Here is a 764-nt window from a genome sequence, read left to right as displayed (position 1 = left end):
TGAAACATTTATGCAACACCACCTGTTATGTTTTTGTGTAGGAACTTAATTATAACAAGGTTTTGCATAAATGTTTTTTTGTTTTATTTTAATGGAAAATTATTGAAGTGTTTTTGCACTTTCATAGTAGAAAAGATTAAACTTACAATCTTCACCATTTTTCCATTGAAAAAAATCTATATTATCAAATTCTAATATCTCACCATTAAATACTATTCCTTTATCATAAAAGTATATTCTTCTATCGTCACTGAAAATATTTCTTAATATCATTGGAGTAAATATAATAATAAATCCATCAAACTCTTTATTAAATTCCTTAGTATTAATCATAAATATATATTTGATTAACATTATTGTACAAATAATCCCAATAATTCCTCTAAAATACTTAGCTATAATAGGCTTATGAATATAGTAATCAGGCTTTGGTAAAGTGCGTATTCTTAATATTGTTATAATTGTTTCTATCCAAAGTAAAGTTGCTAGTATACAGCTTGCTATAATATTATGTCTGTAAAATATAAATACAATAAAAAATACTATTAAAGTAACTATAGATAATATATCTTCATATATTTTTAACTTTTTCATTCTTTATCTATCCTCCTTCTTTTATGTCTTTATTATATCTGTTACTCAACTTTCGCACTACAAAAAAGCTAGTTTATCCTTGATAAAACTAGGTAGTGTAGATATAAAATAGTCTAAAAAGTCGTTAATTTGAGTTTTTGTAAGCGTTAGCTTTTCAGATAGTGCACATT

The 764-nt window shown here is 24.0% G+C and carries 1 protein-coding gene; it reads right to left on the bottom strand.

All coding sequences use genetic code 11. The features are described 5' to 3' along the window. Nucleotides 1–99 precede the first annotated feature (99 nt). Nucleotides 100–594: a hypothetical protein gene (locus Tmeso_RS15830; RefSeq protein WP_099192887.1), complete on the bottom strand. Its 495-nt coding sequence runs from the start codon at nucleotides 592–594 to the stop codon at nucleotides 100–102. Nucleotides 595–764: the final 170 nt, after the last annotated feature.

It is taken from the genome of Tepidibacter mesophilus (assembly GCF_002724055.1).
GTDB classification, from domain to species: Bacteria; Bacillota; Clostridia; order Peptostreptococcales; family Peptostreptococcaceae; genus Tepidibacter_A; species Tepidibacter_A mesophilus.
This window is presented reverse-complemented; position numbering and strand designations above follow the sequence as displayed.